25 protein-coding genes are annotated in these 24,851 nt (G+C 56.5%); 7 read left to right on the top strand and 18 right to left on the bottom strand.

Annotated features, from left to right (window positions below; translation table 11 throughout):
• Positions 1–85: 85 nt before the first annotated feature.
• The 4 genes from K5R89_RS17820 to K5R89_RS17805 form a co-directional block, all read right to left on the bottom strand.
• Positions 86–1,351: an MFS transporter gene (locus K5R89_RS17820; protein WP_217259500.1), complete on the bottom strand. Its 1,266-nt coding sequence runs from the start codon at positions 1,349–1,351 to the stop codon at positions 86–88.
• A 41-nt stretch (positions 1,352–1,392) separates the two neighbouring features.
• Positions 1,393–3,516 carry an alpha-galactosidase gene (locus K5R89_RS17815; protein ID WP_217259499.1) on the bottom strand — a complete coding sequence of 708 codons (2,124 nt, stop codon included), beginning with the start codon at positions 3,514–3,516 and terminating at the stop codon, positions 1,393–1,395.
• A gap of 114 nt (positions 3,517–3,630) precedes the next feature.
• Entirely contained in the window at positions 3,631–4,626 is a 996-nt protein-coding gene (locus K5R89_RS17810; protein ID WP_032454463.1) for a substrate-binding domain-containing protein, read from the bottom strand.
• 90 nt (positions 4,627–4,716) lie between these two features.
• Positions 4,717–5,265: a helix-turn-helix domain-containing protein gene (locus K5R89_RS17805; protein ID WP_002882865.1), complete on the bottom strand. Its 549-nt coding sequence runs from the start codon at positions 5,263–5,265 to the stop codon at positions 4,717–4,719.
• Between the two features lie 100 nt (positions 5,266–5,365).
• Here K5R89_RS17805 and K5R89_RS17800 point away from each other — a divergent pair, with 100 nt between their 5' ends.
• Together K5R89_RS17800 and K5R89_RS17795 are read left to right on the top strand one after the other, a co-directional pair.
• Positions 5,366–6,025 carry an AzlC family ABC transporter permease gene (locus tag K5R89_RS17800; protein WP_044520898.1) on the top strand — a complete coding sequence of 220 codons (660 nt, stop codon included), beginning with the start codon at positions 5,366–5,368 and terminating at the stop codon, positions 6,023–6,025.
• Entirely contained in the window at positions 6,025–6,348 is a 324-nt protein-coding gene (locus tag K5R89_RS17795; RefSeq protein WP_008807893.1) for an AzlD domain-containing protein, read from the top strand. The genes K5R89_RS17800 and K5R89_RS17795 overlap by 1 nt, the downstream gene beginning before the upstream one ends.
• Here K5R89_RS17795 and K5R89_RS17790 read toward each other — a convergent pair.
• The 9 genes from K5R89_RS17790 to fdhD all read right to left on the bottom strand — a co-directional run bounded on the left by K5R89_RS17790 (position 6,345) and on the right by fdhD (position 12,773).
• On the bottom strand, positions 6,345–6,938 hold the full coding sequence (locus K5R89_RS17790) for an ATPase AAA (protein WP_044520894.1): 594 nt from the start codon (positions 6,936–6,938) through the stop codon (positions 6,345–6,347). The genes K5R89_RS17795 and K5R89_RS17790 overlap by 4 nt on opposite strands.
• Entirely contained in the window at positions 6,935–7,372 is a 438-nt protein-coding gene (locus K5R89_RS17785; protein WP_004203645.1) for a PTS sugar transporter subunit IIA, read from the bottom strand. Before K5R89_RS17785 ends, K5R89_RS17790 begins: the two co-directional genes overlap by 4 nt.
• A gap of 9 nt (positions 7,373–7,381) precedes the next feature.
• The gene (locus K5R89_RS17780; protein WP_017899833.1) at positions 7,382–7,651 is read right to left on the bottom strand and encodes a hypothetical protein; all 270 of its coding nucleotides are present in this window, start codon (positions 7,649–7,651) and stop codon (positions 7,382–7,384) included.
• A 59-nt stretch (positions 7,652–7,710) separates the two neighbouring features.
• Complete coding sequence (locus K5R89_RS17775) at positions 7,711–8,553, bottom strand: class II fructose-bisphosphate aldolase (RefSeq protein WP_177335917.1); 843 nt, start codon at positions 8,551–8,553, stop codon at positions 7,711–7,713.
• Positions 8,540–9,907, bottom strand: coding sequence for a PTS sugar transporter subunit IIC (locus K5R89_RS17770; protein WP_023291503.1), 1,368 nt, complete (start codon positions 9,905–9,907; stop codon positions 8,540–8,542). Before K5R89_RS17770 ends, K5R89_RS17775 begins: the two co-directional genes overlap by 14 nt.
• Entirely contained in the window at positions 9,900–10,214 is a 315-nt protein-coding gene (locus tag K5R89_RS17765) for a PTS sugar transporter subunit IIB (protein WP_004203640.1), read from the bottom strand. The genes K5R89_RS17770 and K5R89_RS17765 overlap by 8 nt, the downstream gene beginning before the upstream one ends.
• A gap of 11 nt (positions 10,215–10,225) precedes the next feature.
• Positions 10,226–11,206 carry a 6-phosphofructokinase gene (locus tag K5R89_RS17760; protein ID WP_023291502.1) on the bottom strand — a complete coding sequence of 327 codons (981 nt, stop codon included), beginning with the start codon at positions 11,204–11,206 and terminating at the stop codon, positions 10,226–10,228.
• Between the two features lie 389 nt (positions 11,207–11,595).
• Complete coding sequence (locus K5R89_RS17755; RefSeq protein WP_023291501.1) at positions 11,596–11,808, bottom strand: YdgH/BhsA/McbA-like domain containing protein; 213 nt, start codon at positions 11,806–11,808, stop codon at positions 11,596–11,598.
• A gap of 128 nt (positions 11,809–11,936) precedes the next feature.
• On the bottom strand, positions 11,937–12,773 hold the full coding sequence (gene fdhD, locus K5R89_RS17750; RefSeq protein WP_023291500.1) for a formate dehydrogenase accessory sulfurtransferase FdhD: 837 nt from the start codon (positions 12,771–12,773) through the stop codon (positions 11,937–11,939).
• A 156-nt stretch (positions 12,774–12,929) separates the two neighbouring features.
• On the opposite strand from fdhD, the gene fdnG reads away from it, so the two are divergent.
• The 5 genes from fdnG to K5R89_RS17725 all read left to right on the top strand — a co-directional run bounded on the left by fdnG (position 12,930) and on the right by K5R89_RS17725 (position 19,648).
• On the top strand, positions 12,930–15,980 hold the full coding sequence (gene fdnG / locus K5R89_RS17745) for a formate dehydrogenase-N subunit alpha (protein WP_109548395.1): 3,051 nt from the start codon (positions 12,930–12,932) through the stop codon (positions 15,978–15,980).
• A 12-nt stretch (positions 15,981–15,992) separates the two neighbouring features.
• Positions 15,993–16,895 carry a formate dehydrogenase subunit beta gene (gene fdxH, locus K5R89_RS17740; protein ID WP_002882822.1) on the top strand — a complete coding sequence of 301 codons (903 nt, stop codon included), beginning with the start codon at positions 15,993–15,995 and terminating at the stop codon, positions 16,893–16,895.
• Positions 16,892–17,527 (top strand): formate dehydrogenase cytochrome b556 subunit, encoded by a 636-nt coding sequence (gene fdoI / locus K5R89_RS17735; RefSeq protein WP_004203632.1) that lies wholly within the window; start codon positions 16,892–16,894, stop codon positions 17,525–17,527. The genes fdxH and fdoI overlap by 4 nt, the downstream gene beginning before the upstream one ends.
• Positions 17,524–18,453 (top strand): formate dehydrogenase accessory protein FdhE, encoded by a 930-nt coding sequence (fdhE, locus tag K5R89_RS17730; RefSeq protein WP_004203631.1) that lies wholly within the window; start codon positions 17,524–17,526, stop codon positions 18,451–18,453. The genes fdoI and fdhE overlap by 4 nt, the downstream gene beginning before the upstream one ends.
• A 277-nt stretch (positions 18,454–18,730) precedes the next feature.
• Positions 18,731–19,648 (top strand): alpha/beta hydrolase, encoded by a 918-nt coding sequence (locus tag K5R89_RS17725; RefSeq protein WP_110238352.1) that lies wholly within the window; start codon positions 18,731–18,733, stop codon positions 19,646–19,648.
• 10 nt (positions 19,649–19,658) lie between these two features.
• Here the strand turns inward: K5R89_RS17725 and fabY are convergent, their stop codons facing one another.
• The 5 genes from fabY to typA form a co-directional block, all read right to left on the bottom strand.
• Complete coding sequence (gene fabY, locus K5R89_RS17720; protein WP_004178031.1) at positions 19,659–20,600, bottom strand: fatty acid biosynthesis protein FabY; 942 nt, start codon at positions 20,598–20,600, stop codon at positions 19,659–19,661.
• A 44-nt stretch (positions 20,601–20,644) separates the two neighbouring features.
• Entirely contained in the window at positions 20,645–21,082 is a 438-nt protein-coding gene (dtd, locus tag K5R89_RS17715; RefSeq protein WP_004203627.1) for a D-aminoacyl-tRNA deacylase, read from the bottom strand.
• Positions 21,079–21,939 carry a virulence factor BrkB family protein gene (locus tag K5R89_RS17710; RefSeq protein ID WP_004203625.1) on the bottom strand — a complete coding sequence of 287 codons (861 nt, stop codon included), beginning with the start codon at positions 21,937–21,939 and terminating at the stop codon, positions 21,079–21,081. The genes dtd and K5R89_RS17710 overlap by 4 nt, the downstream gene beginning before the upstream one ends.
• Positions 21,933–22,532 (bottom strand): glucose-1-phosphatase, encoded by a 600-nt coding sequence (yihX, locus tag K5R89_RS17705; protein ID WP_017899838.1) that lies wholly within the window; start codon positions 22,530–22,532, stop codon positions 21,933–21,935. The genes K5R89_RS17710 and yihX overlap by 7 nt, the downstream gene beginning before the upstream one ends.
• Before the next feature lie 135 nt (positions 22,533–22,667).
• Entirely contained in the window at positions 22,668–24,491 is a 1,824-nt protein-coding gene (gene typA / locus K5R89_RS17700) for a ribosome-dependent GTPase TypA (protein ID WP_023291496.1), read from the bottom strand.
• Positions 24,492–24,851 lie beyond the last annotated feature (360 nt).

Raw genomic sequence — 24,851 nt, 5'->3', positions numbered from 1 at the left:
TACCGCTGCTTATGCGCTCTTTCATTTTCACCATAAAAATATTCTTATCTTTCAGTCACATCCATGTGATCTTACCTTCCAATGATTAAACCGTCATCGCATTATCGCGCAGCGGCTCAGTTTTCGTCTTACCCGCTAACGTAAACGCCGATATTAAAGTGACGGTGAGGGCAATACCGCCGAGGATCATATAGGTCTCCTGGAAACCAATCCGATCATACATATTCCCGGCGAAGGCGGAGAGGAAGATCGCCGCCACCTGCTTGGCGAACTGGAAGCCCACCAGGTAAATGGTCGCCGACAGCCGGACGTCAAACACGCCGGTAATATATTTAAAGGCGCCCACCAGCAGGAACGGCACCTCCAGCGCATGGAGCATTTTCAGCGCCACCACTTCCGCGGCGGTAGTGGCGAAGGAAGAGCCAATCATTCTTGCCGCCATCACCATCCCGGCAATCAGCAAGGTATTCTTCGCCCCGATGCGGTTAATAATCCACGGCGAGCTGAACATAATGATGGCGTTACAAATTTCTCCCGCGGTGGTGGCGAAACCAAAGGCACGGGTGCCTGCTTCCGGGGTCGCGAAGAACGATTTGAAGAAGGTGGCGAACTGCTGATCGAAAACGTCATACACGCAGGCTACGCCGATGACGTACAGAATAAACATCCACATCTTCCGCTGGCGGAACATGCGCACCGCCGTTTTTAAATCGATCGCCGGGCGATTGGCGCCGAGCGAGTCCATTACCTGCGCGGACTGACTGGCCTGCGGTTTAGCGATAGCCACCAGCACCACCAGCAGCAGCGCGGCGGCTGAGCCCATCCAGAACACCCACTCCGGGTTAACGCTGAACAGCATCCCCGCCGTGGTGGCGCACAGCGCCCAGCCGAGGCAACCAAAGGTGCGCGCCTTGCCGTATTCAAACCCGCTGTTGCGGCTTACCCGTTCGATATAGGCCTCCATCGCGCCGGCGCCGGCGGAGAACACAAAGCCAATGTAAGCGCCGCCGCTCAACGCCCCGAGCCAGATATTGGTTTTCAGCAGCGGAGCGAAAACATAAAGGAAGAAGGGAGCAATCAGCACCAGCAAAACGGTCACGATCCACATCAGGTGTTTTTTCAGCCCCAGCTTGTCAGAGATCATCCCGAGGATCGGCTGGAAACAGATGGCGAACAGCGACAGGCTGGAGAAAACGAGGCCGGTTTCGGTTTTATTCAGGCCGATGACGTCCGACAGCCAGATCGGCAGAAACGGAAAGCAGGTGGCCATGATGAAGAAGTAGAGAAAGAAGAACAGCCCGAAAATCCAGAAGTTGGGGTTGTTTTTGTGGGTACAGACGGTCGGGTTCATTATATTTTCCTCAAGAAGGGCCGCGGCGCGGCCCGGTACCATCACACGCGTTGCAGGCCAATCAGAATGGCGCTTTCCGGGTCGAGGATGGGCAGCGCCAGCCCCGCCTGCTGTAGCCACTCACCGCTTACGGTCTGCGGCGTCGTCATCCATGCCGGCAGCTTCCGCATGGTGTGGCCGCCCTCGCCGGTGATCTGTATGTTCGGATGATCGAGGAGCGTCACCTGATAGCGGGCGCTCGCCTCCAGCCCCGCCAGGCGCAGCGGCGCCATCAGGGTGTAGTCCGGCATCGCCAGCTGGCTGACGAGGAAAATCGCCTGCGCTTTATCCGGGCTGACGACGCCATGGGCAAGGGTGGTGGCGTCCGGCATATCCATCCGCCACTGCACGCCGTGATGGATCACGTCGCGCCACTGCTTATGCAGGGCCGCGTATTTCCGGTACCCGGCGCGTTCTTCTTCATCGGCGCTCACCGGATCCAGCTCAAGCCCCATATGACCGAACAGCGCCGTCAGGCCGCGGAAGGCGATACTGTGCTGGCGGAAGGTGGCATGACAGTGGCGATTACCGATGTGCGCGCCCATCACCTCCGGCGGGAAGAAGTAGCTCATGCCGCGCTGGATGGTATTGCGTTCAAGGGCGTCATTGTTGTCAGAAGCCCAGAAGCGATGGCTGCGCTTGAGGACTTCATAATCGATACGACCGCCGCCGGAGGAGCAGGATTCAAATTCAATATGCGGGAAGCGGGCCACCAGCGTATCCAGCAGGCGATAGAACTGGCGGGTTTGCGCATCGGCGGCAGCTTTACCGTTATGCCCGGGCTGTACCAGCTCGCGGTTCATATCCCACTTCACATAATCCACCGCGTGCTCGCCCAGCAGCCAGCTCATCCGCTCCAGCAGATAATCAAAAGCTTCCGGAATATTCAGGTTCAGGACAAACTGATGACGCCCGGGAAGCGGCGTATAGCCCGGCAGCGCCAGCAGCCAGTCGGGATGGGCGCGGTAGAGATCGGAGTTCGGGTTAATCATCTCAGGCTCCACCCAGATGCCGAACTCCATCCCCAGCGATTTCACGTGGTCGATAACCGGCGTCAGGCCGTGGGGATATTTGTCCTCATCGAGATACCAGTCGCCGAGCGCCGCCCAGTCGTCGTTGCGTCCTTTAAACCAGCCGTCGTCAATAATAAAACGCTCCACGCCCAGCGCCGCTGCTTCATCCGCCATGCGCATGATGTAGTCCGGATCGTGGTCGAAATAGATCCCCTCCCAGGTGTTGAGATGCACCGGGCGCGGCTTGTTGCCCGGGAAGCGAATAATCCGTTCGCGCAGATAACGATGGAACTGCTGGCTCATACCGTTCAGCCCGTTCGCCGAGTAGCTGGCATACAGGTACGGCGTCCATAAGGTTTCCCCTTCCGCCAGCGCCATTTCGCCAGGCAGATAGAGCGCCTCGGCCTGCAGATAGCGGCGGCCATCGGTTTTCACCTCCGCCCGCAGGCGATGGTTGCCGCTCCAGCCCAGATGCACACCCCAGACTTCACCCTGCATCTCGCTAAAGGCGTGGCTGCCGGTGATCAGGGCCGGGAAATGTTCGTGAGAGGTACGCCCGCGGCGGTTCTCCAGCACAAAGCTGTCGTGTTCAAGGAGCAGACGATGGGGCTGGAATTCGCGGATCCAGCGGCCGTGAAAAGCCATTACCTCGCGAGCGCGTTCGGCGACCGGCAGCGTGACCGCCAGGCGATCCACCTGCCATGGGCTGGCGCGCAGATTGGTCACGCCATGGCGCACGCTCAGCACGCCGCTGCTATCAAGCTGGATTTCACTGCACAACCGCAGGCCGGCCTGCGAGTCTTCGCTGACCAGGGTCAGCGTCTGGCCCTCGTGCCGCACTTCGCTGGTGGCGAAAATCGGCGAGGCATCCAGCCCCTGGCGATGGCCTTCAATGCCCGGAGCGCCAAACAGACCATGGCCCAGCTCCGCCATTAAGGTGACCGGGGAATCGACGTCGAGGCGGCCATTGGCGACCGGCCGCGTCAGGCTGTCGGCATCCTGCGGCGAAAAGTGGCTTAAATGCGGCCCCCAGTAGATAATTTCGGCGAAAGGGTGGGTTTTGATCACCACGTCAGCCGCTGCGCTTTGCAGGCGTATAATCGAATCAGACATTAGACATCTCCACTTCAAGGAATGCCTTACTGTTGATCCGAAACGTTTCGGACGCCAACCAAAACGTTTCGGATCCGTGATCGAGTTCAGGAAATTAATCTGTGGAGAGCGGTATCAGGCGGTTTCGCCGGGGATGAATTCGGGCTGCCAGAGCACCTGGAGCGAGGCCAGATCCTCGCCGGCGATTAAGCGGCGGACCATCGTGGCTATCTGGCGTCCCACCCCCTGTCGGGTGGACTGAACCACTGCGCCTACCGGGGTGTCGATGATGCTGTCCTGCGGCAAACCGTCGTAGACCACCAGTGAGACGCGATCGGCGCCGGTAAGACGCCCAAGCTGAGCCAGGGCCATCGCCGCGCCGTCGCCATGGGTGTTGCAATCGGTGACAATCGCCGTTGGCGGTTCAGGCAAGCGCAGCAGTTCCATCGTTGCCTGAAACCCGCCGCGGCGGGTGGGCGGCACGCTGCGCAGCCAGGTTTCCGCCAGGCCCGCTTCGCGCAGCGCTTCCAGGTAACCGTTGCGCCGTTGGGTAATAAACGCCTGATTATTATTTTCACTCAGCAGCGCGATGCGCCGATGCCCCTGGCTAATCAGATGGCGGGTGGCGCGGTAGGTGCCCGCCTGGTTATCGAAATCAAACCAGGCGTAGGGCTGCGGCAGGCGGCTACGGCCCAGCGCGAGGAAAGGAAAGCCGGAAGAGAGCAGCTGAATCAGGCGCGGGTCGTCGTCCAGGGTATGCGCGACGATCAGCGCATCGACGCGACGGCTCTGCACCATGCGCATATACCCGTGCTTATCGGCCTGTTCATCATCGGCGATCAGCAGTAAATCAATCTCATAGCGCGCCAGTTCGTGGCTGATTTCTCCCACCATTTCGAGAAAGACGTTGTTATTCAGCGGCGCGGGGCGCACGGGGAACACGAGGCCAACGGCGTCGATTTTGCCCATTTTCAGGCGACGCGCGAACGTGTTTGGCCGATATCCGCGACGCTGCGCTTCAGCCTCGACGCGAGCACGGGTCTCCTGCGACACATCATCATAGCCGTTTAACGCGCGGCTGACGGTCGTAACCGAGATCCCAAGTTCTTTAGCAATGGCTTTCAGCGACATAGGTATGCCTGTCTTCGCGGAAGAATGCGGCTAGTGTCCCGCAATACGGCTATGGCGTCCAGCGAGAGCGCGACGCCCGCCGGTGCGATGTCAGTTTTGCTCAGCGATCAGCAGCGCCTGCGTATCCGGCTCCAGGGCCTGAAACACATGCTCCTGATCCGCCGGGTAGCAGATATAGTCGCCCTCGCCGAGCTCTTCCGGCGCCGACGTCAATCCTACCCGCGCGCGCCCCTGAGTGACGATAATATGTTCCACTGACCCTGGCGGATGCGGATGCGAAATGCGGTCGGCGCCGGGCTGGGTGAGCAGCAAATAGATGTCCCTACGCGCGCCGGGCGGACAGGCGGCCAGCAAAATAGCCTGATAGTTCGCCTGCTCCGCCACCACTTTTGTCCCCTCGCCGCGGCGGATCACCTGCGTTTTGTTCACCTGCGGCTCAAGCAGCCGGGCAAATGGAATATCCAGCGCCACGCAGAGCGACCACAGCGTTTCCAGACTAGGATTACCGTTGCCGGACTCCAGTTGCGATAGCGTGGATTTGGCGATACCCGCCCGACGCGCGACTTCCGCCAGCGAAAGCCCGGTCCGCGCCCGCTCCCGCACCAGACTTTTGGCGATAACGCTGATTGGCTGTGTCATACCCGCCCCTTTGTTTTTTATATCGAACGATTCGTTCGCCTTGAAAAACGATTATTATGTGTTCATTATAATGGAAATTCGTTCGATATGGCTAAGTGATATGAAACAAACTCTCTCCAGTCTCAGCGGAGACACGATAAAAGCGATTGCTTTAGTTTGCCTCGCCGTCGGGGTGGTGGGCATGTCCTATGGGTCGCTGGCGGTGGCTTACGGCTTCCCCTTATGGGTGCCGCTCGTGCTTTCGGTGTCCGTGCTGGCGGGCGCCTCTGAATTTATGTTTATCGGCATTGTCGCCAGCGGCGGTAGCCCACTGGCCGCCGCCGCCGCTGGCCTGTTAGTCAACGCGCGTCATATCCCTTTCGGGGTGACCGTGCGTGAACTGGTGGGTCAGCGCGCCTTAAGCTTTATCGGGTGCCACATTATGAACGACGAGAGCGTGGTCTTTGGCTTGTCGCAGCCCACCCCCGCGCAGCGCAAAGCGGCCTACTGGCTGTGCGGCGCCGGCGTGGCGCTGATCTGGCCTTTGGGTACGCTCACCGGCGCCGCCGTCGGCAAACTGCTGCCGGCGCCGGAGACCATCGGGCTTGATGCGGTCTTCCCGGCAATCCTGCTGGCGCTGGTGATCCCGGCCTTTAAAAACCGTACCACGCTGATCCGCGCCGCCAGCGGCGCCGCGCTGGCGCTTGCCGCCGTGCCGTTTGCGCCTACCGGGCTGCCGGTGCTGCTCTCGCTGTTTGGTTTACTGTCGAGGAAAAAATAATGGGCAATATGACGCTGTTTATCGCCGGTATCGCCATCCTGTCGCTGGGAACCTATCTGATGCGTCTTGGCGGCGCGAAGCTTGGTAATCGGCTGGCCTTTTCCGAGCGCTCGCAGGCGCTGCTTTCCGATGCGGCGACGGTGCTGCTTTTTTCCGTCGCCCTGGCCACCACTTTCTATGAAGGCGCGCATTTCGCCGGCATGGCGCGCGTTCTGGGCGTTGCCGTCGCGGTGTTCCTCGCCTGGCGCAAGGTGCCGCTGATCGGCGTAATTATCGCCGCGGCGGTGGTGACGGCGCTGCTGCGGCTGGCGGGTATGCCCTAGGACGGGTATGCGAAATTCGCCAGACCGGTGCGTTGTCCGCTAATTGTGCCTTCAAGCCAGTGAATAACCGGCGTTATCTCCAGCGGGCGCCGCTGGTCTATCGTCAGAAGGGGCCCTAAAGACATAGGCTGCGCACGCCCGGCCAGTTGGGCCAGCTCCGGCAGATACTCTTCGCCGGGGTGGCCCGGCGACCGCGTCGCCAGCCGCGAGGCATAGCGCGCGACCGCCAGCTCGGGGGAGATATGGTTCCAGATCTCAATCACCTGCTCCACGCCCGCCTGCTGCAGCAATTTTTGCAAGGTCTCCCGGGGCTGGAAGCCGAACCAGGCGTCGATCAACCAGACCATGCTGGCAGGCGATGCGCCGACAATCGACCAGATCACCTCATACGCCGCACAGCCCAGTTGGCGATTCATTGGCCGGTCGACCGGGGCCAGACGCGCCATAAACGGCTCTTTGATGCCGTCGATCGTCAATACCGGCAGGCTGAAGGTCTCCGCCAGCAAACGGGTGATGGTACTCTTCCCCGAAGCCGGAATGCCGTTGATTAAAATAGCCGTTTTGCAGACTGGGGTCAGATGTCTGTTCATAGTAATGCGACAACCTCCTCCCGGCTGCGGGCCATCCGCAGTTTGGCCATCGTGTCATTGTTATCCAGCAGCGCGACGATGGAGCGGATCCCCTCCTCGATATGCGCATTGCTATCCCGGGCGCCAAACATAATGACGATGTCGGCCTTTTCACTGTCTGCAAAGGGAATCGGCTTTTCCAACAGCACCAGGCTAAAGCAGTTGCGTCTGACGCCGCACTCGGGTCGGGCATGGGGGATAGCAATACCTTCATCGAAAACGTAATAGGCGCCATGGTTCAGGGTATTGTCGATCACCGCCTGGCTATATTCGGTCGAAATAAAGCCTTTTGCCTCCAGCGGGCGGGCAGCCAGCTTTATTACCCGCTGCCAGTCGGACTCCACAACGCCAACCTGAATGGCATCGGCCTCAATAAGCAGTTCTTTTATGGTCATTCTGTATTCCTAAATATTGCGGCGAATAATATTGCGTAAATTATCAATCTGTAGAAACAGCGTATCAATATCCTGCCGGTGGGTGGTGCTTTTGGCATATATGGATAGCGCCCGGTTGTAAGTCAGCATCAATGTTTTTTGCACCTCGCTATTGCCAGGCTGGCGCTGTAGTTCGCCTTCCAGCCTGGCAATCTCCTCCGCCAACTGACGGGACTGTTGATCATAATCCTGCAGCGGGGTTTGCTCTTTTTTCCACAACGTTTTCAATGATTCAAACATAGCAAGTTCCCTCCCTGGCGGAAGACAGGGCAACGAAATAGAGTGTGACGGAGAAAACGTTATTTAAATAACGCCATTTTTTCCATTAAGACTTCAGTGACAGCCTGGTTGGCGGGAATTAAGAATTTCCGTACGCTGTCATTCACTTTCCCTTTCTCAAACGTCGTTTTACAGCGGTCAACCCACTGCACGTTCATTTCCGTCCCGACGTTCACTTTATTAATCCCTTCGGTGACGGCCAGCCGCATATCCTCATCGCTGACGCCGGTACCGCCGTGCAGTACCAGCGGCACGCCGGTCGCCGCGCTAATCTGTTTCAGCCGCTGGTGCTGTATCTGCGCTTTACCGGTGTAGAGGCCATGCACAGTGCCCACCGAGACGGCCAGCATATCGACCCGGGTCTCCTCCACAAAGCGTTTCGCGTCTTCGACGGTGGTAAAGCAGATATCTTCCGCCGCCACCGCTTTTCCATCCTCTGACCCGCCGATCGCCCCCAGTTCGCCTTCTACCGTAATATTGCGCGGGCGGGCCATCTCCACCACTATTCGCGTATTACCGATATTTTCCTCAAGGCTTAAATGTGAGCCGTCGTACATCACCGACGAAAAGCCCGCGTTCATTGCCGTCTCGATGGCCTTAATATCTGAGCAGTGGTCAAGATGCAGACAGGTTGGAATATTTTCACTGTCCGCTAATGAACGCACGGCGTCGACCAGCAAACGATAGCCGAGGTACTCCGCGGTCCCGGTTGAAATTTGGATCATTAACGGGCTGTGGCTGTTTTGCGCGGCTTTGAAAAATGCCGGTAGCATCTCAATACAGTGCAAGTTAAACGAGCCAATCGCTTTAAAATTTCTCTCTTGGGCGATTTTTAAAATCTCATTGAAATTATACAGACTCATGAACATTTTCCCCTTTCGGCTTAGCGGATTTCCCGTTGACAAACCATGCCAGTGCGGCGACAAACACAATAAATAAGGCGACAAAGAGCCAGTTATTCTGGAAGGCGTGGCCTAATACCAGACCCGAGCTGATGACGTCAGAGTCGCTGAAGGTGACGCCCGTAAAGCCGTAACTCTCCAGCATGGGCACCAGAATGGCCGGCAGAAACGTGATAAACAGACCGTGAATAACCCCGCCGATCATTGCCCCGCGGCGTCCGCCCAGCGCGTTGCCAAATACCCCTGCCGTGCCGCCGGCGAAAAAGTTGGTTAACAGCCCGGGGAGGATCATCGCCAGACCGAACATTGGGAAGATCAGCATGCCGATAATCGAGCCGACGGTCGTCGCCAGAAATCCGACAATCACCGCATTCGGCGCATAAGGAAACAGTACCGGGCAATCGAGAGCCGGCTTCGCATCCGGGACAATACGCATCGCGATACCGCGAAAGGCCGGCACCAGCTCATTGAGCAATAAACGCACGCCGCTATAGAGGACAAAAACCCCGGCGACAAACTGAATGGACTGCATAAAGGCATACATCAGGTAGTTAATCCCGCCGGAGAACTGCGCGATGTACTGCGGGCCTGCCGCGATAGCCGGGATGAGATACATCGGCACCATCACCACCGCCATGGCCAGATAGGTATCCTGCAGAAACTTAAAGTTATCAGGCAGCTCGAGATCTTCCGTGGAGCGGGAACCTTTGCCGACGACCTTCGCGACGGCGGCCTGCACCAGATAACCGATGGTACAGAAGTGCCCCAGGGCTACGTCGTCAGACCCGGTTATGCGCCTGACCACCGGCTGCGCCAGGGCCGGCATTAACACCGCCATCACGCCGCCGAAGATGCCCCCGGTTAAAATCAGCGGTACGCCGGTGAGCCCGGATTTATAGCCAATCACGGCGCCGATCGTCGCCATCCACAGCAGCGCCTGACCGGTCAGGAAAATATATTTTAGCGGCGTCAGACGGGCGATAATTATATTGACGGCAAAGATCACCAGCAGCGTCAGCGCCACTTCCGAACCTAATTCCCGATTCGCTAACCCGGCGATGGCGGCCACATCGGTAATGTAGCCCTTCATGCCAAACCCCTGGGTGAAGATATCGTTGAGGAAGGTTAGCGTGGCGACAATGATGTTGATCCCGGCCATCATAATTAAGAAGCCGAGCAGCGTTTTAAACGTCCCTTCCGCGGTTTTGCCCGGAGATTTCTTTTGCAGGATCAGGCCAAGCATGGCAATAAAAGCAATAAGAATAGATGCCTGACCAAGTAAATCCTTAACGATAAACGCAACGAAGCTATTCATAATCAGCCACCTTCAGATGACGTTCTTTTAAGAATGCGACGATTTTGGTTTCAATTTCCTCTTTATCCGTAAGTTTATTGAGCACCACGACGCGTTTAATTTCCTCTTCAGTGGCATCGGCGGTTAAGATGTCGGCAAAGGTTTTTTGCGTCAAAATCATATCCGATTTAAAGGCTCCGGCTTCGGATACGGTGGTGTGTTCAATATGAGCGGGAATTTCCAGCTTTTTTAAAACTGCCTTCGCCGTCATTTCAATGGCAAAGCTTGAACCGAGGCCGCAGCCACATACGCATAAAATTTTCAGCATGGAGGGTCTCCTCAAATAATATTGAGTTGCTTGGCAAGTTTATAATGATGTCCTTCAGTATCGACCAGACGTTTTTTCATACTGACTAAATCAATCGGAATAGGTTTATTACTGGAATTAATTATTATGGCTTTATTTTTCATACCTGACTGAATACAGCGAACCACCTCACTGGCCATAATGGTGCCCTGATAAATCTCTTCACAGGTCGGGTCACCGCTGCGTAAGCCATAGCCGACAATCGTTTTACGGATACGAACGCCAATTTGCGGTTCCAGCTGTTTGATCATGGTATCAATCGCTCCCTGAAAGCCGGGAGAGTACTCTTTGGTGTAGCCTTCTGAGCAGAGGATAACGACGCTGTTCTGCATGCTCAGCTTCCGGGTAATCCGTTCCGCAAGCATGGCCAGCGGCATCTGCGCCTCCGGGATCAGGGCAATATCCGCATTGCATTTAATGGCGGACTGTAACGTTAGTTCTCCACAATAACCTCCTAATATCTCAACCATAAAAACCCGCCCCGGCAGCGCTCTCCCGGTATTTCTTAAACGGGAGACTTCTTTAATAATCTGCTCGCAGGCCGTGGAAAAACCAATCGTATAATCACTGCCATACACATCATTATCGATAGTCATTCCCACGCCAAAGCAATTAATATCAAATTCACTTAGGGTATTGAGAAACTGCAGGCTGCCATCCCCCCCGGCCATAATAAGCACATCAATACGCAACGATTTAAGTTTTTTAGCAATCATTTCATATTCGCTGCGCTGCAGTTTGCGACTGGTGCGTCCGGAGGTAATGATCGGCACAGCGGTAATAGAGAAATCAACCAGATCGCGCCACGCGATATCCTGATGATTTTTCTCCAGCAGGCCAGGAATACCGCCATTAAACAGGGTGATCTCGGCATCAGCCTGCCTGGCAATCTGGAATATAAAATTATTCATTCCCGAAACATCCCCGCCGCTAATAACGATGCCAATTTTCATGACGCTTCCTCGCTCATTTGCCTGACGACATTTTTCCCTGACTGCAAGACTTCTATTTGCAATGGAGATCACATAATGCGTATTAAATTAGGTCCGTGAATAGTTGACAGGAGTGATATCACGCTTATTTTTGTGATAAACATCTCATTAAAAGAGAGTGATCTTCATCGCTTTCTGGTTTTAATATCTTTATATTTCATAGCGTTAAAACATCGAGATATTCAGCATTGAAGATGTTTCATTTGCGGTAATAATGGGGATTTAAGAAAAGAACGGAAACGTGAGTACTGCCACATTTTTTTCGCGGCGGTGGGAAATAGTGACTGTTTTTTGCCAAAGCGGAAACAAAAAAAGCGCCCTGAGGCGCTCTTTCGACAGTAGCGTTACGCTTATTTGTTCAGTTCCGCAGTCATATGCACGCGGTTGCCGGTAAACGCTTCGGTAATTTTGTAAGACGAAGCGCCAGCAGCCTGGGCCTGAGCGGCGATTTTCGCTTCCGCGCCGTCCATCGTTGTCGCGGTAGCGGTGACGGTTTCAGCAGCGAAGGAAGCAAAAGAGGCGGCCATAGCGATTACTGCGACAAAAGTTTTGATGCTTTTCATGAGATAAACCCTTTCATTTAGTTGTTTAGATAAGGCGTTGTGCCTTGATGTGTTAAATAGTAGCCCGCACATCACCAAACAAAAAGCGGAAGGATTTACTGTCATTGTTCAAATTTACTGATCAACTTTTAACCCGCATTCAAACGCTGCGGGTGGGTGTAGATCGTCGCCCTGCCCGGCTTGCAAAAGCCCACCAGCGTCAGGTTGCAGCGCTCGGCGACTTCCACCGCTAAGGTGGTAGCTGCTGATACCGCGAACAGGATCTCGACGCCGCACATCGCGGCTTTCTGCACCATTTCATAGCTGGCGCGGCTGGATACCAGCGCGGCGCCAGGCAGCCAGCCCTCGCCGATTTCCGCCCGCCGGCCGAGCAGTTTATCCAGCGCCACATGCCGGCCGACGTCTTCAAAACCGCCCGCCAGTTCGCCCGTCGACCGGACCCAGGCGGCCGCGTGGGTGCAGCCGGTGAGTCGGCCGATCGGTTGAAAGTCGTTAAGATGCGCCAGAGCCTGGTCGAGGTTGGCGAGATCGAACGTCTGGGTGAACGGCAGCGGCTGGACCGGCTTACCAATATCATTGAGCTGCTCGACGCCGCATACCCCGCAGCCGGTGCGCCCGGCCAGCGCGCGTCGCCGGGCTTTGAGCCCCATAAAACGCCGGCTGGAGAGTTCAATCTGCACCTCAAGGCCGTTGCACATCGACACCACGTCCATGCCGAAAATCTCCCGCCGATGCTCAATAATCCCTTCGGATAAGGAGAAGCCGACGGCGAATTGCTCGAGGTCTTTCGGCGTGGCCATCATCACTACGTGGGAGATACCGTTGTAGACCAGCGCGACGGGGACCTCTTCCGCTAACTCATCTGGCTGAGGGTGTTGCAGATCCTCGCGCTTCCAGAGGGAGACCTGGCGATATCCTGTGATATTCGTCACATTTTCGATTTGTTCGAGAGGCTTCTTGTTCACTTTGCTTTAACCGTATTGGAACAGGCATACACACAATGTGGTATTCTGTTTTTATCCCTTCAGGAATGAGGGAAATATGCCCTAATTCTGAACCTTTGCGGCTTTCACCGCAAAGCAAATAACTACATGTGACAATGTCGAAACAAGGAGCGAACCATGCAGGTCAGCAGAAGGCAGTTCTTTAAGATCTGCGCTGGCGGTATGGCGGGAACCACGGCAGCAGCGCTGGGCTTTGCCCCGGCAACTGCGCTCGCGGAGACACGGCAGTACAAATTGCTGCGCACACGCGAAACCCGTAACACCTGCACATACTGTTCTGTCGGCTGTGGGCTGTTGATGTATAGCCTCGGCGACGGCGCAAAAAACGCCAAAGCATCCATTTTCCATATCGAAGGCGATCCGGATCATCCGGTTAACCGTGGTGCGCTCTGTCCGAAAGGGGCCGGTCTGGTGGACTTTATCCATTCTGAAAGCCGCCTGAAATTCCCGGAATATCGCGCGCCAGGCTCCGATAAATGGCAGCAAATCAGCTGGGACGAAGCGTTCGATCGCATCGCGAAGCTGATGAAAGAGGACCGCGACGCCAACTTTATCGCGCAAAACGACGCCGGCACCACCGTCAACCGCTGGTTGACCACCGGGATGCTGTGCGCCTCCGCTTCCAGTAACGAAACCGGCTATTTAACGCAAAAATTCACCCGCGCCCTCGGGATGCTGGCGGTGGATAACCAGGCGCGTGTCTGACACGGACCAACGGTAGCAAGTCTTGCTCCAACATTTGGTCGCGGTGCGATGACCAACCACTGGGTGGATATTAAGAACGCCAACCTGGTCGTGGTGATGGGCGGTAACGCCGCTGAAGCGCATCCGGTGGGATTCCGCTGGGCGATGGAAGCCAAAATCCATAACGGTGCCAAACTCATCGTTATCGATCCGCGCTTCACGCGTACAGCGTCGGTGGCTGATTTCTATACCCCGATTCGTTCCGGTACCGACATTACCTTCCTGTCGGGCGTGATCCTGTACCTGCTGAATAACGAAAAATTCAACCGCGAATACACCGAAGCCTACACCAACGCCAGCCTGATCGTGCGTGAGGACTACAGCTTCGACGACGGGCTGTTCAGCGGCTATAACGCAGAAAAACGCCAGTATGACAAAACCAGCTGGAACTATGAGCTGGACGAAAACGGCTTCGCCAAACGCGATACCACGCTGCAACATCCGCGCTGCGTCTGGAACCTGCTGAAGCAGCACGTTTCCCGTTATACCCCGGATGTGGTCGAAAACATCTGCGGTACGCCGAAGGCCGACTTCCTCAAAGTCTGTGAATACATTGCCGAAACCAGCGCGCCGGATAAAACCGCGTCGTTCCTGTACGCTCTCGGCTGGACCCAGCACTCCATCGGCGCGCAGAACATCCGCACCATGGCGATGATCCAGCTGCTGCTCGGCAACATGGGGATGGCAGGCGGCGGCGTCAACGCCCTGCGCGGCCACTCCAATATCCAGGGTCTGACCGACCTCGGCCTGCTCTCTACCAGCCTGCCGGGCTACATGTCGCTGCCTAACGAAAAACAGGCCGACCTGCAGACCTACCTGACGGCTAACACGCCGAAGCCGCTGCTGAAAGACCAGGTCAACTACTGGGGCAACTATCCGAAGTTCTTCGTCTCCATGATGAAAGCCTTCTTCGGCGATAAAGCGACAGCAGAAAACAGCTGGGGCTTTGACTGGCTGCCGAAGTGGGATAAGAGCTACGACGTTCTGCAGTACTTCGAGATGATGAATCAGGGCAAAGTGAATGGCTATATTTGCCAGGGCTTTAACCCGGTCGCCTCGTTCCCGAACAAAAACAAGGTCGTCGCTTCCCTGTCGAAGCTGAAGTTCCTCGTGACCATCGACCCGCTCAATACCGAAACGTCCACCTTCTGGCAAAACCACGGTGAGTCGAACGATGTTGACCCGTCGAAAATCCAGACCGAAGTGTTCCGTCTGCCGTCCACCTGCTTCGCCGAAGAGAACGGGTCTATCGTCAACTCCGGCCGCTGGCTGCAGTGGCACTGGAAAGGCGCGGACGCCCCGGGGATCGCTGTCACCGATGGCGAAATCCTCGCCGGTATCTTCACTCGCCTGCGTAAGATGTATGCCGAAGAGGGTGGCCCGGCGCCGGATCCGGTGCTCAACATGACGTGGAATTACTCCACACCGCATGAGCCGGCGTCGGAAGAAGTGGCGATGGAAAGCAACGGTAAAGCGCTGGCGGATATTACCGACCCGGCGACCGGCGCGGTGATCGTCAAGAAAGGGCAGCAGCTGAGCTCCTTCGCACAGCTACGCGACGACGGCACGACCTCCAGCGGCTGCTGGATCTTCGCCGGAAGCTGGACGCCGGAAGGCAACCAGATGGCGCGCCGCGATAACGCCGATCCGTCCGGTCTGGGCAATACGCTGGGCTGGGCCTGGGCATGGCCGCTCAACCGCCGCATCCTGTATAACCGCGCCTCCGCGGACCCACAGGGTAAACCGTGGGATCCTAAACGTCAGTTGCTGAAGTGGGACGGCGCGAAATGGGGCGGCGTGGATATTCCGGACTACAGCGCCGCCGCGCCTGGCAGCGACGTCGGTCCGTTTATCATGCAGCCGGAAGGGATGGGCCGTCTGTTCGCTATCGATAAGATGGCGGAAGGACCGTTCCCGGAACACTACGAGCCGTTTGAAACGCCGCTCGGGACTAACCCGCTGCACCCGAACGTGGTCTCTAACCCGGCCGCTCGCGTCTTCAAAGGCGATCTCGAGCAGATGGGCAAAGCGGAGAAATTCCCGTACGTCGGCACCACTTACCGCCTGACCGAACACTTCCACTACTGGACCAAGCACGCGCTGCTTAACGCCATCGCGCAGCCGGAGCAGTTTGTGGAGATCGGTGAAAAACTGGCGAATAAGCTTGGCATCAGCCATGGCGATACCGTCAAGGTCTCCTCCAACCGCGGCTACATCAAGGCCAAGGCGGTGGTGACCAAACGTATTCGCACGCTGAAAGTGGACGGTAAGGATATCGATACCATCGGCATTCCTATTCACTGGGGCTATGAGGGCGTGGCGAAAAAAGGCTTTATAGCCAATACCCTGACGCCGTTCGTCGGTGATGCGAACACGCAGACGCCGGAGTTCAAAGCTTTCCTCGTGAACGTGGAAAAGGTGTAACGGAGACGACTTATGGCTTATCAATCGCAAGATATTATTCGTCGTTCCGCGACTAACGGTTTCACTCCCGCGCCTCAGGCGCGGGACCACCAGCAGGAGGTGGCGAAGCTTATCGACGTCACCACCTGTATCGGCTGCAAAGCCTGTCAGGTGGCCTGCTCCGAATGGAACGATATTCGTGATGAAGTCGGTCACAACGTCGGGGTGTATGACAACCCGGCGGACCTGACCGCCAAGTCATGGACGGTAATGCGCTTCTCGGAAGTGGAGCAAAACGACAAGCTGGAATGGCTCATCCGCAAAGATGGCTGCATGCACTGCGCCGATCCGGGCTGCCTGAAGGCCTGCCCGTCAGAAGGCGCGATCATTCAGTACGCCAACGGCATCGTCGATTTCCAGTCCGAGCAGTGCATCGGCTGCGGTTACTGTATCGCCGGCTGTCCTTTCGATGTGCCGCGTCTGAACCCGGAAGACAACCGCGTCTACAAATGTACCCTGTGCGTAGACCGCGTCACCGTCGGCCAGGAACCGGCCTGCGTGAAAACCTGCCCAACCGGCGCCATCCACTTTGGCTCCAAAGAGGATATGAAAACGCTGGCCGGCGAGCGCGTGGCTGAGCTGAAAACCCGCGGTTACGACAATGCGGGCCTGTACGATCCGGCCGGCGTCGGCGGCACCCACGTCATGTACGTGCTGCACCATGCCGACAAGCCGAATCTGTACCACGGCCTGCCGGAAAACCCGGAGATCAGCCAGACCGTCAAGTTCTGGAAAGGCATCTGGAAACCGCTGGCGGCCGTCGGCTTCGCCGCGACCTTCGCAGCCAGTATCTTCCACTACGTCGGCGTCGGTCCGAACCGCGCGGAAGAGGAAGAGGACAACCTGCATGAAGAGAAAGACGAGGTGCGCAAATGAAACGACGTGACACCATCGTGCGCTACACGGCGCCGGAACGCATCAACCACTGGGTCACCGCCTTCTGCTTCATCCTGGCGGCGGTAAGCGGGTTAGGCTTTTTCTTCCCGTCCTTTAACTGGCTGATGCATATCCTCGGCACGCCGCAGCTGGCGCGAATTCTCCACCCATTCGTCGGCGTGGTGATGTTCGCGTCGTTCATCATCATGTTTTTCCGTTACTGGCACCACAACCTAATCAATCGGGATGATATCTTTTGGGCGAAGAATATTCGTAAGATCGTCGTCAACGAGGAGGTGGGCGATACCGGGCGCTATAACTTCGGCCAGAAATGCGTATTCTGGGCGGCGATTATCTTCCTGGTACTGCTGCTGGTGAGCGGTGTGATCATCTGGCGTCCGTATTTTGCGCCGGCTTTCTCAATCCCGGTGATCCGATTTGCGCTGATGCTGCATTCATTTGCCGCAGTGGCGTTAATTGTGGTTATCATGGTGCATATCTACGCCGCCCTCTGGGTGAAAGGCACCATTACCGCGATGGTGGAAGGCTGGGTCACCAGTACGTGGGCGAAGAAACATCACCCGCGCTGGTACCGAGAGGTCCGCCAGAAACAGGAAAAGTCATCTGAATGAGTATTCGCATAATCCCGCAAGACGAGCTGGGTTCGAGCGAGAAACGCACGGCGGAAGCCATTCCGCCGCTACTGTTCCCCAGACTGAAAAATTTGTATAACCGCCGCGCTGAACGCCTGCGCGAGCTGGCCGCCAACAACCCGCTGGGCGATTATCTGCGCTTTGCCGCGCTGATCGCCCATGCCCAGGAAGTGGTGCTGTACGACCATCCGCTGCAGATGGATCTCACCGCCCGCATTAAAGCGGCCAGCGAACAGGGCAAGCCGCCGCTGGATATCCACGTCCTGCCGCGCGACAAACACTGGCACAAGCTGCTGCACTCGCTGATTGCCGAGCTGAAGCCGGAGATGAGCGGCCCGGCGCTGGCGGTGATTGAGAATCTGGAAAAAGCCTCTGAGCAGGAGCTGGAGCAGATGGCCAGCGCGCTGTTTGCTTCCGACTTCGCCTCGGTCAGCAGCGATAAAGCGCCGTTCATCTGGGCCGCGCTGTCGCTCTACTGGGCGCAGATGGCCAGCCTGATCCCCGGAAAAGCGCGCGCCGAATACGGCGAACAGCGCCAGTTCTGCCCGGTGTGCGGCTCGATGCCGGTCTCCAGCATCGTGCAGATCGGTACCACCCAGGGGCTGCGCTATCTGCACTGCAATCTGTGCGAAACCGAGTGGCACGTGGTACGCGTCAAATGTAGCAATTGCGAACAGAGCCGCGACCTGCACTACTGGTCACTGGACAACGAGCAGGCTGCGGTGAAAGCTGAAAGCTGTGGCGACTGCGGAACCTACCTGAAGATTATGTATCAGGAGAAGGATCCAAAAGTCGAAGCCGTCGCCGACGATTTGGCATCCCTGGTGCTCGACGCCCGCATGGAGCAGGAAGGCTTCGCCAGAAGCTCAATAAACCCGTTCATGTTCCCTGGCGAAGGGGAGTAAGTTCTCATCAAACCGGGAAGCACTTGCGACCCGGTCTTTCAATGCGTTTCTATAAAGATCATCTTGCTACGCCATTGGCTTACAGTAATCGAATCAGGCTCGTACAGCTACCAGTCACACATTACAAGTGCCAAACCGCAGTATCCAGCACCTCGGCCGGCGTTCACGCATTTTTGCGAGCCGCTTTCCAGAACGTAAAGGCGATCTCATCAAGTCTGTCTTTTCGCCATAATCCAGGCTATAACACTGGATATTAAAACAGTATAAGGAACTTCACATGGCGCTGGAAAAAGGAATTGCTTCGCTGGTTGAGGCGTTTATTGCGGCAGAGCGTCCGTCATCACGCGTTCAACATATTGATGATCGGAGAGCCGGCTATATCGCCAGCGCGGTGCTCGCCGGGGAGATGGAAACCAGAGTGCGGGTGGAGGATATCACGCTGGAGGGGATGAACTTCCGCATCGTTTCACCGCCCACCGCCAGCGGCTTGTTGCCGACACTTATCTACTACCACGGCGGTTGTTTTGTCAGCGGCGGCTTTGCCACCCACGACAATCAGCTCCGTCAGCTAGCCTGGTTCAGCGGCTGCCGGGTGATCGCCGTGCAGTACCGCCTGGCGCCGGAGCATACCTTTCCGGCAGCGCACGATGACGCAGAACAAGGTGTCATGATTATCCACCGACACGCGGAGCAGCTTGGCGTTGACGCATCACGCATCACCCTGGCTGGCGACAGCGCCGGCGGGCACCTCGCTCTGGTAACGGCCCTGCGCCTGAAAGCGAATATGGCGTGGCAACCCGCGCAACTGATTCTGATTTATCCCATGCTTGACCCCACCGCCAGCATGGCAAGCTACGTCAGCAACGGCGCTGACTATGTGATTACCCGGGACACGCTGCTGAGCGGCTATGAAATGTACCTCGCCTCGACGCCGGCGAACCATCCGGATGCCAGTCCGCTCTGGCGCGACGATTTTCACGGTCTGCCGCCGGTGCATATTCTGACGGCGGAGTTCGATCCTTTACGCGACGAGGGCGAAGCGCTGCATCGAAGGCTGATGGCGCAAGGGGTGGAGAGTTCCTGTCAGCGCTATCTGGGGGTGATCCACGGCTTCTTTCAGCTGGGGGGGATCAGCCGCGCCGCGCGAGAGGCCATGCGGGATATCGCCTGGCGCGTAGCATCGCCAGGACGATAACCGCCCGGGGCTACTCTTCCTCGTTGCCGCCCTCTTCGTAAGAGCCAAAGGGCTTCGCCGGCAGCACGATGTAGATCCCCTCGAATACGGCGCCCTGTTTATCGTCGCCAAAAAGCTCCACCTGCATTTGCACGCGGGCTTTACGCCCACGCGCCAGACGGTCAAGATCGCCGCTCAGAGAACCGAGGTCGGCAATGGCGCTGGGACGGCCGCTAATGGGCTGACTGTAGCGGATGTGCGCATCCGCCAGAATGATGGTGCCCCCCAGGTGCCGCTCGCGCAGCATCAGCCAGATAAGCCCCCATCCGGTTAAGGTGGCGAGCGAGAACAAGCTGCCGGCAAACAGCGTGTGGTGCGGATTCTGATTCCCCGCTTCCGGCATGGTAGTAATAAATTTCTGCCCGGTGTACTGCTGAATGCGCACGCCCATCTTTTCACTCAGCGGGATATGCTGATACCACGCCTGCTGTAGCTGCGCGCACCAGTCGCCGCGGTGGAGAATGTCGTCCAGCGACGCGACCGGTTTAATCATCAGGAAATGACGGATCGGCGTGGTGGTCGGGGTAGTAATCTCCCCCTGATTGACAAAGCCGAGCTTGGCGAAAAACTCCACCGCATCTTCGCGAGCGCTACAGGTGACCCGCTTAACCCCTTCCTGACGCGCGACGGACTCGAGGGTCATCGCCATCAGCGTACCCAGCCCTTTATCCTGCACCGAGGGATGAACGGCCATAAAGCGAATGGAAGCTTCATTCTCCGCATTGATATATAGCCGGCCGACGGCCACCAGGTTGCCCTCTTCATCCACCACCATCTGATGATGCGCCATCGCATCCCAGGCGTCACGTTCCGAACCCTTAGGCTGATGCAGCGGCTTACGCAGCATTTCCCAACGGAACTGATAGTAGCTCTCTAACTCTTCTGCTGTTTGCGGTACACGAAGGTGATACATAGTCGTACTCTCTTTTGTTACCCGCAGCCTGCCCGGAAGCTGGGTCATACCTGCAACCAAAAGGTCACGGGACCATCATTGACCAAAGAAACCTGCATATCCGCAGCGAATCTTCCGGTCTGGGTGTTCATTTCCTGCTGGCGACAGCGGGCGACAAAATACTCATACAGCGCCTCAGCGCGGTCCGGAGCAGCACCTTTCGAGAAGCTCGGCCGCATCCCCCGCTCGGTATCGGCCGCCAGCGTAAATTGCGAAACCACCAGCACGCTGCCGCCCGCCTGCTGAACATTCAGGTTCATTTTCCCCTCCGCATCGCTGAAGATGCGGTAGCCCAGCACGCGCTCGCAGAGGCGATTCGCTTTTTGTTCATCATCGTCTTTTTCGACCCCCAGCAGCACCAGAAGCCCTGGGCCAATTTCGCCCGTCACTTCGTCCGCCACGGTAACGCTTGCACGGGATACGCGTTGAATTAATGCAATCATGGTTGTTCTGTTTCTTCTGTTTTAAGTTTGCGGTATTCACCGAGAGTGACAGTAATTTCAGCGCCAAGCAAGACGATACACCAGGTCCAGTACACCCAGACGAACAAAATCGGCACCACCGAAATCACGCCATAAATGAGCTGATAGGACGGAAAGGTGGTGATATAGAGGGCAAACGCTTTTTTACCTGCCTCGAACAGCAGCGCCGCCACCAGCGCCCCGATCACCGCGTCGCGGTTACGCACCTGGGTGGTGGGTACAATACTGTAGAGCAGCCAGAATGCTGCCCAGGAGAGGATCAGCGGGAAAAGGCGGAGCAGATTATCAATTACGCCGTCCAGGTCGCTTGCCCAGCGCAGCGACAGCAGATAGGAACTGATCGCCAGGCTGGCGCCCGCCAGCAGCGGACCAAGGGTCAGGATCATCCAGTAGACCGCAAAGGAGTAAACTTTGGGCCGGCTGCGCGTGCTGCGCCAGATGGTGTTTAGCGCGCTGTCGATCGAGTACATCAGCAGCAGCGAGGTCACGATCAGGCCAAAGGCGCCTACGGCGGTCATGCGGCTGGAATTGGCGACGAACTGCTCGATATATCCCTGGATCACATCCCCGGTCGCCGGAATAAAATTGGCGAAGATAAAATGGCGGATCTGCACGCTGACTTCCGAGAACATGGGGAAGGCCGCAAACAGCGCGAACACGACGGCAATCAGCGGCACCAGGGACAGTAATGACACATAGGCGAGGTTCCCCGCCAGGGTGGTCATATGGTCTTCATCAATACGCCGCCACAGCAGCTTAAGCCATGCCAGCAGCGGCCGAGTATGGTGGAGTAATTTTTGATGAACGGTTCTTAGCATAGCTGTTTCGCGAAATAGTCAGGGATGGTCTTCTTCCCGGTCACCAGAATACTGGTGATCCCCAACCGGTTAGCCCCTGCTATATTATCGACGTTATCATCAAAAAAGACCGTATCTGCGGCGGAAAAACCCTCTTCTTCCAGTACTCGCTGATAAATTTGCGCTTCAGGCTTACGCATTCCCATCTCCTGAGACAGATAGATGCGATCGGCGGCAGCGCGCACTTCCGGGTATTCATCCGGCCAGAACGTGGTGTGAAGACGATTGGTATTGGAGAGCACCACCACGCGATGGCCCTGGGCACGCAGTTTTTGCATGATCGCAATCACTTCCGGACGCAGCGCGACAAACACCGCCTGCCAGCCGTGAGCAAACTGCTCATAGCTGAGGGACATATTCATTTCATGGCACATGGCGGCGGCAAAATCTTCATCGCTGAGCTCGCCGCGCTCATGCTGATGGAATGCCTCTCCCATGGTGAAATGCTGCTTCAGCGTCGCCAGCGGGATGCGGGTTAAATCGCTCCAGGCCCCCAATACCCGGTTGAAGTCAATGTCGACAATCACATTACCTAAATCAAAGATATAGAGCATTTTCGTCTCCTTCCGCGCCGTGGAAAATTAACTTTAGCGGGAAAGGCAGGATTTGACTATTGGCGTGTGATGCAGGAATCAAAAAAAGAAACCCCGCCGGAGAGGCGGGGTTTTACGAACAACAAGAAGAATAAATTACTCTTCTTTTGCACCGCGCATTGCGCGTTTACGGTCGTTCTCGGTCAGGTGACGTTTACGGATACGGATAGAGGTCGGAGTGACTTCTACCAGTTCGTCGTCATCGATGAACTCCAGAGCCTGCTCCAGGGTCATCTTAACCGGCGGAACCAGAACCGTGGCTTCGTCAGTACCGGACGCACGCATGTTGGTCAGTTTCTTACCGGTCAGGCAGTTTACCGTCAGGTCGTTAGAACGGCTGTGAATACCGATGATCTGGCCTTCGTAAACTTCCGCACCGTGACCGAGGAACAGCTTACCGCGATCCTGCAGACCGAACAGGGCGAACGCTACCGCTTTACCCTGACCGTTGGAGATCAGCACGCCGTTGTTACGCTGGCCCACTTCGCCCGGACGAACGTCGTCGTAGTGGCTGAAGGTGGAGTACAGCAGACCGGTACCGGAGGTCATGGTCATGAACTCTGAACGGAAGCCGATCAGACCGCGGCTTGGGATCACGTAGTCGAGACGTACGCGGCCTTTTCCGTCCGGATTCATGTTTTTCAGGTCGCCTTTACGCTCGCCCAGCGCCTGCATAACAGAACCCTGGTGCTGCTCTTCGACGTCCAGCGTCACGTTCTCGAACGGCTCTTGTTTACGGCCGTCGATTTCACGGAAGATAACTTTCGGACGGGAAACCGCCATCTCGAAACCTTCACGACGCATGTTTTCAATCAGAACGGACAGGTGCAGTTCACCACGGCCGGAAACGCGGAACGCATCAGCGTCTTCGGTTTCTTCAACGCGCAGCGCCACGTTGTGCACCAGCTCTTTGTTCAGGCGGTCCAGAATCTGGCGAGAGGTAACGAACTTACCTTCTTTACCGCAGAACGGAGAGGTGTTGACGTTGAAGAACATGGAAACGGTCGGTTCATCGACGGACAGGGCCGGCAGCGCTTCGACATTCTGCGGGTCGCAGATGGTGTCGGAGATGTTCAGCTCGCCCAGACCGGTGATCGCGATGATGTCGCCAGCTTCAGCTACGTCGCTCTCGATACGCTCAAGACCCAGGTGGGTCAGTACTTTACCGACTTTACCGTTACGGGTTTTGCCTTCGCTATCGATGATAGTGACCTGCTGGTTCGGCTTCACTTTACCGCGTTTGATGCGGCCGATGCCGATGACGCCAACGTAGTTGTTGTAGTCCAGCTGGGAGATCTGCATCTGCAGCGGACCGTCAAGGTCAACGTCCGGCGCCGGCACGCGATCGACAATCGCCTGGTACAGCGGGGTCATGTCTTCAGCCATGTCTTCGTGGTCCAGACCCGCGATACCGTTCAGCGCGGACGCGTAAACGATCGGGAAGTCCAGCTGTTCGTCGGTCGCGTCGAGGTTAACGAACAGGTCGAACACCTGATCGACAACCCAGTCCGGACGTGCGCCCGGGCGGTCAACTTTGTTGATGACCACGATCGGCTTCAGACCGTGGGCAAAAGCTTTTTTGGTCACGAAGCGCGTTTGCGGCATCGGGCCATCAAAGGCATCTACCACCAGCAGCACAGAGTCAACCATGGACATAACACGCTCAACTTCACCTCCGAAGTCGGCGTGCCCTGGGGTATCAACGATGTTGATACGGTAATCATTCCATTTGATTGCGGTGTTTTTCGCGAGGATGGTAATCCCACGCTCTTTCTCCAAATCGTTGGAGTCCATCACACGTTCTTGTGCTTCAGTACGTGCGTCGAACGTACCGGATTGCTGTAGCAGCTTGTCAACCAGGGTAGTTTTACCATGGTCAACGTGCGCGATGATGGCGATATTACGCAGATTTTCGATCACAACTTTGCCTCAGGCATTAGAAATAGCGCGTTATTGTACACGTATTAAGCGAAGGACTGAACAGGATCACAAACATCCTCCGCAAACAAGTATTGCAGAGTTTCTTTGTGACCGCTTTCACGGAGCGATAAAAGGGCACCGTAACAAAAATTGCACCAAAATGGTGCTCAATGTTCACACTGAGGCACTATTTTGGTGCATTATCTCCATCATGGTGCAGTCCTTTTGCACTATGGTGCGCATGATACAGCGTTTTATAGGGCATTTAAAAGTTGGCACAGATTTCGCTTTATATTTTTTAAGGCAACAACGCCACTTTTAAGCAGTATGAAGTTTTCGTTACCACGACGACAATGACCA

Source organism: Klebsiella sp. TF21-TM, from assembly GCF_019753495.1.
Classification (GTDB): domain Bacteria; phylum Pseudomonadota; class Gammaproteobacteria; order Enterobacterales; family Enterobacteriaceae; genus Klebsiella; species Klebsiella quasipneumoniae.
Note: the sequence above shows the minus strand (reverse complement) of the source record. Positions and strands in the feature narration are given on the sequence as shown.

Coding starts and splice junctions, on each gene's coding strand:
- K5R89_RS17820 (WP_217259500.1), bottom strand. CDS start 1,351: ATGAACCCGACCGTCTGTACCCACAAAAACAACCCCAACTTCTGGATT.
- K5R89_RS17815 (WP_217259499.1), bottom strand. CDS start 3,516: ATGTCTGATTCGATTATACGCCTGCAAAGCGCAGCGGCTGACGTGGTG.
- K5R89_RS17810 (WP_032454463.1), bottom strand. CDS start 4,626: ATGTCGCTGAAAGCCATTGCTAAAGAACTTGGGATCTCGGTTACGACC.
- K5R89_RS17805 (WP_002882865.1), bottom strand. CDS start 5,265: ATGACACAGCCAATCAGCGTTATCGCCAAAAGTCTGGTGCGGGAGCGG.
- K5R89_RS17800 (WP_044520898.1), top strand. CDS start 5,366: ATGAAACAAACTCTCTCCAGTCTCAGCGGAGACACGATAAAAGCGATT.
- K5R89_RS17795 (WP_008807893.1), top strand. CDS start 6,025: ATGGGCAATATGACGCTGTTTATCGCCGGTATCGCCATCCTGTCGCTG.
- K5R89_RS17790 (WP_044520894.1), bottom strand. CDS start 6,938: ATGAACAGACATCTGACCCCAGTCTGCAAAACGGCTATTTTAATCAAC.
- K5R89_RS17785 (WP_004203645.1), bottom strand. CDS start 7,372: ATGACCATAAAAGAACTGCTTATTGAGGCCGATGCCATTCAGGTTGGC.
- K5R89_RS17780 (WP_017899833.1), bottom strand. CDS start 7,651: ATGTTTGAATCATTGAAAACGTTGTGGAAAAAAGAGCAAACCCCGCTG.
- K5R89_RS17775 (WP_177335917.1), bottom strand. CDS start 8,553: ATGAGTCTGTATAATTTCAATGAGATTTTAAAAATCGCCCAAGAGAGA.
- K5R89_RS17770 (WP_023291503.1), bottom strand. CDS start 9,907: ATGAATAGCTTCGTTGCGTTTATCGTTAAGGATTTACTTGGTCAGGCA.
- K5R89_RS17765 (WP_004203640.1), bottom strand. CDS start 10,214: ATGCTGAAAATTTTATGCGTATGTGGCTGCGGCCTCGGTTCAAGCTTT.
- K5R89_RS17760 (WP_023291502.1), bottom strand. CDS start 11,206: ATGAAAATTGGCATCGTTATTAGCGGCGGGGATGTTTCGGGAATGAAT.
- K5R89_RS17755 (WP_023291501.1), bottom strand. CDS start 11,808: ATGAAAAGCATCAAAACTTTTGTCGCAGTAATCGCTATGGCCGCCTCT.
- fdxH (WP_002882822.1), top strand. CDS start 15,993: ATGGCTTATCAATCGCAAGATATTATTCGTCGTTCCGCGACTAACGGT.
- fdoI (WP_004203632.1), top strand. CDS start 16,892: ATGAAACGACGTGACACCATCGTGCGCTACACGGCGCCGGAACGCATC.
- fdhE (WP_004203631.1), top strand. CDS start 17,524: ATGAGTATTCGCATAATCCCGCAAGACGAGCTGGGTTCGAGCGAGAAA.
- K5R89_RS17725 (WP_110238352.1), top strand. CDS start 18,731: ATGGCGCTGGAAAAAGGAATTGCTTCGCTGGTTGAGGCGTTTATTGCG.
- fabY (WP_004178031.1), bottom strand. CDS start 20,600: ATGTATCACCTTCGTGTACCGCAAACAGCAGAAGAGTTAGAGAGCTAC.
- dtd (WP_004203627.1), bottom strand. CDS start 21,082: ATGATTGCATTAATTCAACGCGTATCCCGTGCAAGCGTTACCGTGGCG.
- K5R89_RS17710 (WP_004203625.1), bottom strand. CDS start 21,939: ATGCTAAGAACCGTTCATCAAAAATTACTCCACCATACTCGGCCGCTG.
- yihX (WP_017899838.1), bottom strand. CDS start 22,532: ATGCTCTATATCTTTGATTTAGGTAATGTGATTGTCGACATTGACTTC.